At 74.7% G+C, this 8,591-nt stretch carries 7 protein-coding genes; 5 read left to right on the forward strand and 2 right to left on the reverse strand.

The window, feature by feature from the left end; all coding sequences use genetic code 11:
* Nucleotides 1-131: 131 nt before the first annotated feature.
* Both ACFUEL_RS29465 and ACFUEL_RS29470 read left to right on the forward strand, forming a co-directional pair.
* A complete protein-coding gene (locus tag ACFUEL_RS29465; RefSeq protein ID WP_380239818.1) occupies nucleotides 132-1,172 on the forward strand; it encodes a DUF6777 domain-containing protein in 1,041 nt (346 codons plus the stop codon).
* Between the two features lie 636 nt (nucleotides 1,173-1,808).
* Nucleotides 1,809-2,981: a serine hydrolase domain-containing protein gene (locus tag ACFUEL_RS29470; RefSeq protein WP_380239819.1), complete on the forward strand. Its 1,173-nt coding sequence runs from the start codon at nucleotides 1,809-1,811 to the stop codon at nucleotides 2,979-2,981.
* Here the strand turns inward: ACFUEL_RS29470 and ACFUEL_RS29475 are convergent.
* Nucleotides 2,963-3,301, reverse strand: coding sequence for a DUF2087 domain-containing protein (locus ACFUEL_RS29475; RefSeq protein WP_380239820.1), 339 nt, complete (start codon nucleotides 3,299-3,301; stop codon nucleotides 2,963-2,965). The genes ACFUEL_RS29470 and ACFUEL_RS29475 overlap by 19 nt on opposite strands.
* Nucleotides 3,302-3,846: 545 nt before the next feature.
* Nucleotides 3,847-4,716 carry a GNAT family N-acetyltransferase gene (locus ACFUEL_RS29480; protein ID WP_380239821.1) on the reverse strand — a complete coding sequence of 290 codons (870 nt, stop codon included), beginning with the start codon at nucleotides 4,714-4,716 and terminating at the stop codon, nucleotides 3,847-3,849.
* A 289-nt stretch (nucleotides 4,717-5,005) separates the two neighbouring features.
* Here ACFUEL_RS29480 and ACFUEL_RS29485 point away from each other — a divergent pair, with 289 nt between their 5' ends.
* From ACFUEL_RS29485 to ACFUEL_RS29495, 3 genes are all read left to right on the forward strand, one after another.
* Nucleotides 5,006-6,364 (forward strand): glutamine synthetase family protein, encoded by a 1,359-nt coding sequence (locus ACFUEL_RS29485; RefSeq protein WP_380239822.1) that lies wholly within the window; start codon nucleotides 5,006-5,008, stop codon nucleotides 6,362-6,364.
* Between the two features lie 130 nt (nucleotides 6,365-6,494).
* Nucleotides 6,495-7,802 (forward strand): aldehyde dehydrogenase family protein, encoded by a 1,308-nt coding sequence (locus tag ACFUEL_RS29490; RefSeq protein WP_380239824.1) that lies wholly within the window; start codon nucleotides 6,495-6,497, stop codon nucleotides 7,800-7,802.
* Nucleotides 7,799-8,578 (forward strand): 3-oxoacyl-ACP reductase, encoded by a 780-nt coding sequence (locus ACFUEL_RS29495; RefSeq protein ID WP_380239823.1) that lies wholly within the window; start codon nucleotides 7,799-7,801, stop codon nucleotides 8,576-8,578. Before ACFUEL_RS29490 ends, ACFUEL_RS29495 begins: the two co-directional genes overlap by 4 nt.
* The last annotated feature ends 13 nt before the right edge of the window (nucleotides 8,579-8,591 follow it).

An 8,591-nucleotide genomic window follows, 5' to 3' on the forward strand; every position in this document is an offset into this window, starting at 1 on the left:
GGGGGGGGGGGGCGGGGGCGCGGGGGGGGGGGGGGGGGGCCGCCCCGGGGGGGGGGGGGGGGGCCCCCCGGGGGGGGGGGGGGGGGGGGGGGGGGGGGGGCGGCGGGAAACCGTGGTGGCGGAAGGGGCCGGTGCTGGCCGGGGCGGTCCTCGTCGCCGGGCTCGGCATCGCCCTGGGCGTGGTCGCCACCGGGGGCTCGGGCGGTGGCGGCAGCGCGCAGGCCGTCGAGATGCAGCCGGTGTCCGCGGCCGGGCAGGAACCCTTCACCGACTCGGTCGCCAACGGCGGCACGCCAGGTTCGGCCTCGCCCAGCGGCTCCAGCCCGGCAGGCTCCGCCTCGGGCGGCGGTTCGTCCCCGGCCGGCGGTTCCTCGACCCCGACCGGCGCCGGGAGCCCGAGCGCGTCCGGCGGCAGCGTGAACGGCGGCCAGCCCGGCCTGTACGGCGGGACCCGCGAAACGGCCAGCTGCGACGTACCGAAGCTCTCCTCCTACCTCTCCGCCAACACCGACAAGGCCCGCGCCTGGGCCGGGGTCGAGGGCATCGACGGTTCGCAGATCAACGGCTACCTGAACGGCCTGACACCCGTGGTGCTGCGCCAGGACACCCGGGTCACCAACCACGGCTACCAGAACGGGCAGGCCACCCCCTACCAGGCCGTCCTGCAGTCCGGGACGGCCGTGCTGGTCGACAGCCAGGGCGTGCCGCGGGTGCGCTGCGCCTGCGGCAACCCGCTGACGCCGCCGAGCGGCACCGGCGGCGGGTACACCGGGACGGCCTGGTCCTCGTTCCGTCCGGACGGGGTGGTGACGGTGCAGCCCGCACCGGCCCCGGTGACCCAGATCGTGCTGGTGGACCAGGCGACGGGCCGCCAGTTCGAGCGCCCCGTGGGCGGAACGGGCGGAACCGACGGCTCGGCCTCGCCCAGCGCGTCCGGTTCGAACCCGTCCGGCAGCCACTCCGGGACGGGCACGCCGTCCGGCGGCCCGTCCTCGGCGCCGTCCTCCGGGGCGTCGTCGGCACCGTCGTCCGGCGGCTCGGGCTCCCCCGGCCAGTCCGGCTCGTCCGGGCCGGCCTCGCCCGGTGGCGGCTCGGGCTCCGGCGCCGGGTCCGGAGGCCCGTCGGGGCCCGCGAGTCCGGCCGCGCCGTCGGCGGGGGCGGGCACGCCGTAGTGGCCGCTGCGGGGCGCGGGGAGCGGTAGTAGGTAGCGGCGCGGTGTCACGGCCGCCGTCCGAGCGGGGCGCGCCGCAACCGCAGCCGCCGGTCTGCCGCGAGCACCATCACCTGCCACCTTCCGTTCGGGTGCCCGTCAGGCAGCAGCGTCCTCGAAGCGGTACGAAGGCACACCACCTCCCTCTGCGCGTCCACCTGCGCGTCCACGCGCATGCGGACAGCGCGCGAACCGGCAATCCCTGCCGCCGGGGAGCACGGCGGATCGGCGGGAACAGTTCTTCCTTCGAGGGCACCACCCGGCCCCGCCCCCTCGCGATGACCTGCACCTGGCGTCCCGGCCCACCGGCCTGGGCGGGGCCGACCGAAACCGTTGACGCCGAAGGCACGGGTCACGTTACTACCCGCGCGGCACCCGAACGGCGTAGGCGAACGGCAGCGGGCACGCGTGCCGGGAGAAAGCGACGACCGGTCGATGCCGGGTCGACCGATCGGCTGATGGGGCGTCAACCGATCGGCGTGCCAACGGTAGCCGGTCGTTGGGTAGGCGGGCGGTCGAGGTCGGGCACACTTCCGACAGTAGGAGACAGAAGGTGCGGACGGCGCGGATCGGGCGCCGATGACGAAAGGGGACCACCATGCGTGAGGTGCACGGGGCGCGTGAGGCGCGCACGGGCAGTGGGCCGTCCGGGGCCGGCGGCCTGCAGGCGCTGCTGGACCAGTGGGTCGCGGACGGTACGGTGCCGGGGGCGGTCGCCCTGGTCGCCCGCCCGGGGCAGGTCGAGACGGCCGCCGCGGGCGAGCTGGGCCGCGGGTCGCCGGTGCGGATCGCCTCGGTGGGGAAACCCGTCACGGCCGCGGCGGTGCTCCAACTGGTCGACGACGGGGTGCTCGCGCTGGACGATCCGGTCGAGCGCTGGCTGCCGGAGCTGGCCGATCGGCGCGTGGTGCGGACACCACGCGCCCCGCTGACGGACACCGTTCCGGCCGACCGGCCCTTCACGGTGCGGGACGTCCTGGAGTCGCGGGCCGGCTACGGCTTCCCGGCAGACTTCACGCTGCCCGCGCTGGCCCCGCTGTTCGCGGAGCTGGGGCAGGGGCCGCCGCAGCCGCAGCGGTTCGCCCCGCCCGACGAGTGGGCGGCCCGCCTGGCGGAGGTTCCGATGCTCCACCAGCCCGGTGCGGCCTGGCTGTACAACACCTGCTCCGACATCCAGGGCGTCCTGGTCGCCCGGGTGGCCGGCCAACCGCTCGACCAGGTACTGGAGGAGCGGCTGTTCGACCCACTGGGCATGCCCGACACGGCCTTCCACGCGCCACCCGACCGCCTGGGCCCGCTCTACCGGCCGACCCCGGACGGCACGCTGGCGGTGGCCGACCCACCGGACGGCCAGTGGAGCACTCCGCCCCCCTTCCCGTCCGGGGCCGGCGGCCTGGTGTCCACGCTCGACGACGTGTTCACCTTCCTGCGGATGCTGCGCTCCGGCGGCCGCGCGGAGGACGGACGGCGGGTGCTCTCGCTCGGCGCGGTGCGGCTGATGACCACCGACCACCTGACGGCGCGCCAGCGGGCGGACAGCGATCTCTTCCTGGCGGGGCAGGGCTGGGGCTACGGCGGATCGGTGGACGTGGTCCGACGCGAGCCGTGGAACGTGCCGGGCCGCTACGGCTGGGTGGGCGGCACCGGCACCGCCGCCCACGTGGTGCGCTCGACCGGGCTGGTGACGGTGCTGCTCACCCAGCGGGAGATGACGAGCCCCACCCCGCCGCCGTTGATGCGGGAGTTCTGGAGCTACGCCGCGGGCGGCTGAGCGTCCGCAGCAGCGCCGGGAGCGGCGGCGGCCGGGGCGGCGGCCCCGTCGGTGACGGCCAGGCGGTAGCTCGACCCGTCCCGGGTGCGGGTCAGCAGCAGGGCCTCGACCAGGTAGCGGCGGAGCATGGAGGTGTCGGAGTGGACGGTGAGCAGCGCCTCGTTGACCTCCCGCTCGGTGTACGAGCGCTCGGGGTCGAAGAGGGTGTGCGCGAGGTACTGGAGCAGGGCAGCGCGGCGGGCCGGCCGGCGCGGGACGGACGTCAGGCGGCCGTCGGTGAAGAACGCGGAGAGGGCGGCCGGTGGTTCGTGAGCGGACATGACAGGCAGCCTGTCAGGGCGGCCGGAGCGGGACAACCGGATTACCGGGCGGGGCGCCGGCCCGAGGGGCCGGGCCGCCGCGCCGGAGGAGGGGAGGAGCGGGTGCGGGCGGGCCCAGGTCGAACGGAAACGGTGTGTCGGTGGTTGTCGGGGAACCCCCTGCCCCGGCAGGGCAGAGCCGCCGGGCGGTTCACGGCAGTCCACCCCACCCGTGCTCCGACCGGCCGGTACACCGACCGGTGCTCCAGCGGGCGGCACGCGGCCGGGCACCTGTGCAGGTGGGCAGGAGGACAGGGCGGAGCGGCACGGTGGACGGCGGACCCCGACTCCGCCGCGGCAGCGACCGGTTCGGCGGAGCCGGTCACCCGGCCAGCAGCGGCCGCCCGGCGATCGGCCACCGACCATCGGCCACTGGCTGTCCGGGCGGTCGGTACCGGTGCGGGGGCTGCCCCGGACGCGGCGGTGGAGGGGGAGCTGAACGGGCGGGCTGATCCGGTGGGCCGATCCGATGGGCTGAGCTGGATGCCGGAGGGCGGGCGAGCGGACTACAGGGGCAGACGGAACGTTGCGCAGCGGTGGGTGTCGCGGTAGCCCAGTGCACGGTTGACCGCCAGCATGCCGGTGTTGTGTTCGGCGGTGTCGGTGAGCAGGCCGGTGATCCCGGGGTGCTCGGCCCGCGTCCAGCGGATCGCCTCGGCCTTCATCGCCAGGGCCAGACCGCGCCTGCGGTGGGCGGGCAGGACGGCGGTGCCGTAGTGCTGGGCGTCCCCGCGCCGGTCGGCGGGCAGCACCAGTTCGCTGAAGCCGACCAGGTCGCCGGTGGCGTCCTCGGCCACGGCGACGGTGTGCAGCAGTTCGCCCCGATCGGCGACCGCCCGCGCGGCGGACCGCACCCGGGCCTCGTCCCAGACCACCGGGCCGAACCCGGTGTCGCCCATCGGCATGTCGTCCATCGCGGTGCGCGAGCGGGTGAAGCCGGGCAGCCACTTCTCGGGGCAATCGCCGACCCAGGAGACCAGCCGGTAGCCGGGCGGCAGTTCGGCGGCGAGGGCGGGAGCGGCGGCGGTCAGGTCCAGTCGGCCGAAGGCGAGGACGAGGGCCCGTTCGAAGCCGTGGGCGGAGAGGAAGGCGTCGCCCGGGGAGCCCTCGACCGCCTGGGCGAGCAGTGCGCGGCGCCCGTCCGCCCGGGCCGCGGCCACCGCGGCCGCGAGCAGAGCGGAGCCCGCTCCGCGCCGGCGCTCGGCGGGGTGGACGTCCAGGGCGAGCTCACCCAGGTGGGCCTGGTTGGGGGAGGTGAACAGCCTCAGGAAGGCGCTGCCGAGCGGGGTGCCGTCCGGGGCGGCGGCCAGCCAGGCGAGGCGGCGCGCGGAGGGGCTCTCGGCGGGATCGGTGAGGGCGGTCAGGCGGAAGGTCACGGGCAGCGGGCTCCGGGGCGGTGGGACGGGCGGGCAGGCGTCACCGAAGCAGGTCCGACCGTGCGGGGCAATCGGATTTCGGGCCGGGAGCGGAAGGAGGAGCGGGGAGGGGGCGTGGAGCAGGCACTGACGGACAGTCATATTCCATGGAGGAATGATCTTCTGATGGTTGATCAGGTGGATTCGACACCCGCGCGGACACTGGTGTGCTCGCCTCCGGGGCGGGATCATCGTCGCTGTGGCGGACCGGTCCGCGTGCGGCTGGCCGGGTGGCGGAGGTGGTGGGCGGATGGCCGGGGCACGGCTCACGGTGGAGCGGCTGCGGGAACTGGTGGCCGAGGGCGCGGTGGAGACGGTCGTACTGGCCGTCACCGACATGCAGGGCCGACTGCAGGGCAAGCGGCTGGACGCCGGGTACTTCCTGGCCGAGGTGCTGGCCGACGGCGCCGAGGGCTGCGGCTACCTGCTGGCGGTGGACGTGGAGATGAACACCGTGGACGGCTACACCGTCTCCTCCTGGGAGAGCGGCTACGGAGACCTGGTCTTCGCCCCCGACCTCGCCACCCTGCGGATGGTGCCCTGGCACCCGGCCACCGCCATGGTCCAGTGCGACCTCGCCCACCACGACGGCACCCCGGTCGCGGTCTCGCCCCGCCAGGTGCTGCGCCGCCAGCTGGAACGGCTGGCGGGCTACGGCTGGAGCGCGTACGTGGGCACCGAACTGGAGTTCATGGTGTTCCGGGACAGCTACGAGCGGGCCTGGGAGAAGCACTACCAGGACCTCACGCCCGTGAACCAGTACAACGTCGACTACTCGATCCTCGGCACCGCCCGGATCGAACCGCTGCTGCGCCGCCTGCGCACCGGCATGGCCGGGGCCGGGCTGACGGTGGAGTCCGCGAAGGGCGAGTGCAACCTCGGGCAGCACGAGATCGCGTTCCGCTACGCCGACGCGCTGACCACCTGCGACGACCACGCCGTCTACAAGACCGGCGCGAAGGAGATCGCCGCGCAGGAGGGCGTCAGCCTCACCTTCATGGCCAAGTACGACCAGCGCGAGGGCAACTCCTGCCACGTGCACCTGAGCCTGCGCGACGAGCGGGGCCGCCCGGTGTTCCCCGGCGGGGGCGTGCACGGCTTCTCCCGGACGATGGAGCACTTCCTCGCCGGACAGCTCGCCTGCCTCGACCAGTTCGCGCTGCTGCTCGCCCCGACCGTCAACTCGTACAAGCGCTACGTGCCGGGCAGCTTCGCCCCCACCGCGATCGCCTGGGGCCGCGACAACCGGACGTGCGCACTGCGGGTGGTCGGGCACGGGGCCTCGCTGCGGTTCGAGAACCGGGTGCCCGGCGGCGACGTCAACCCCTACCTGGCGGTGGCCGCGCTGATCGCCGCCGGGCTGCACGGGGTGGAGCACCAGCTGCCGTTGGAGGACGAGTTCACCGGCAACGCGTACGCCTCCGACGCGCCCCGGGTGCCCGCGGCGCTGCGCGAGGCCGTCGACCGGTTCGAGCGCAGCGAGGCCGCCACGACGGCCTTCGGCAAGGACGTCGTCCGGCACTACGCCCACGCCGGACGGGTCGAACTCGCCGCCTACGACGCCGCGGTGACCGACTGGGAGCGCCGCCGCGGCTTCGAGCGCCTGTGAGGCGAGCACGACACCGGCACCGGCACGACACCGGCACGAGCACGAGCACGAGGAGGAGCAGGTGCCCCAGGAACCCGACCTGTACCAGGTGGTCAACCCCGCCACCGAGGAGGTGATCGCCACCGTCGAAATGGCCGACCTGGCCGCCACCGACGCGGCGATCGCCCGGTCCGGGGCCGCCTTCGAGAGCTGGCGGAACGTGGCGCCCGGCGACCGGGCCCGGCTGCTGCGCCGCTTCGCCGCCGAAGTGGACGCCGAACGCGAGCAGTTGGCCCTGATGGAGGTCGCCAACGCCGGGCACACCGTCGGCAACGCCCGCTGGGAGGCGGGCAACGCCCGCGACGTCATCGAGTACTACGCGGGCGCCCCCGAGCGGCTGTTCGGCCGGCAGATCCCGGTCGCCGGCGGCCTGGACGTCACCTTCCACGAGCCGCTCGGCGTGGTCGGCGTGATCGTCCCGTGGAACTTCCCGCTGCCGATCGCCGCCTGGGCACTGGCCCCCGCGCTGGCCGCGGGCAACACCGTCGTCGTCAAACCCGCCGAGCTCACCCCGCTCACCGCGCTGCGGCTGGCCGAACTCGCCCTGCGCGCGGGCCTGCCCGAGGGCGTGCTGCAGGTGCTCCCCGGCCGCGGCCCGGTGGTCGGGCAGCGCTTCGTCACCCACCCCGGCGTCCGCAAGGTGGTGTTCACCGGCTCCACCGCCGTCGGGAAGTCGGTGATGGCGGGCTGCGCCGCCCAGGTCAAGCCCGTCACGCTCGAACTCGGCGGCAAGAGCGCCAACATCGTCTTCGCCGACGCCGACCTGGACAAGGCCGCCGCCACCGCCCCGTACGCGGTCTTCGACAACGCCGGGCAGGACTGCTGCGCGCGTTCCCGGATCCTGGTCGAGGCGAGCGTGTACGAGGAGTTCCTGGAGCGGCTGGAGTGCGCGGTCCGCGGGGTGCGGGTCGGCGACCCGGCGGACGAGAAGACCGAGATGGGGCCGCTGATCTCGGCCGCGCACCGGGCCCGGGTCGCCTCCTACGTGGACGGCGACACCGAGGTGGCGTTCCGCGGCAGCGCGCCCGGGGGGCCGGGCTTCTGGTACCCGCCGACGGTGCTGGCGCCGATCGCCCCCGACCACCGGGCGTTCACCGAGGAGGTGTTCGGCCCGGTGGTCGCCGTGGTTCCGTTCCGCGGCGAGAGCGACGCGGTGCGGATCGCCAACGCCACCGAGTACGGCCTGTCCGGTTCGATCTGGACGCGCGACGTGGGCCGGGCGCTGCGGGTGGCCCGGGCCGTGGAGGCGGGCAACCTGTCCGTCAACTCGCACTCCTCGGTGCGCTACTGGACGCCGTTCGGCGGCTTCAAACAGTCCGGCCTGGGCCGCGAGCTCGGGCCGGACGCCCTGCACGCCTTCACCGAGACCAAGAACGTCTTCATCGCCACGGAGGAATGAACCACATGAGCAAGCGACTCGAGGGCCGGGTGGCGGTCGTCACCGGTGCGGGCAGCGGCATCGGCCTGGCCACGGTGCGCCGCTTCGCCGCCGAAGGGGCGAAGGTGGTGTGCGCCGACATCGACGAGGAGAGCGGGGCCAAGGCCGCCAACGAGGCCGGCGGCCTGTTCGTGCGCACCGACGTCACCGACGAGGAGCAGGTCCGGGCGCTGTTCGACACCGCCGTCGAGCGCTACGGCAGCCTCGACGTGGCGTTCAACAACGCGGGCATCTCCCCGCCCGACGACGACTCGATCCTGGTCACCGGCCTGGAGGCGTGGAAGCGCGTCCAGGACGTCAACCTGACCTCGGTGTACCTGTGCTGCAAGTACGCGATCGGCCACATGCGGCGGCAGGGAAAGGGCTCGATCATCAACACCGCGTCCTTCGTGGCGGTGATGGGCGCCGCGACCTCGCAGATCTCCTACAGCGCCTCCAAGGGCGGCGTGCTGGCGATGAGCCGGGAGCTGGGCGTGGAGTTCGCCCGCGAGGGCATCCGGGTCAACGCGCTGTGCCCCGGACCGGTCAACACCCCGCTGCTGCGGGAACTGTTCGCCAAGGACCCGGAGCGCGCCGCCCGCCGGCTGGTGCACATCCCGCTCGGCCGGTTCGCCGAACCCGAGGAGATCGCCGCCGCGGTGGCCTTCCTGGCCAGCGACGACTCCTCCTTCATGACCGCCAGTACCTTCCTGGTGGACGGCGGCATCTCCGGTGCGTACGTCACCCCGCTCCCGTAGCGGACGCGGCGGC

The sequence above is a fragment of the Kitasatospora sp. NPDC057198 genome, assembly GCF_042670125.1.
Lineage (GTDB): Bacteria > Actinomycetota > Actinomycetes > Streptomycetales > Streptomycetaceae > Kitasatospora.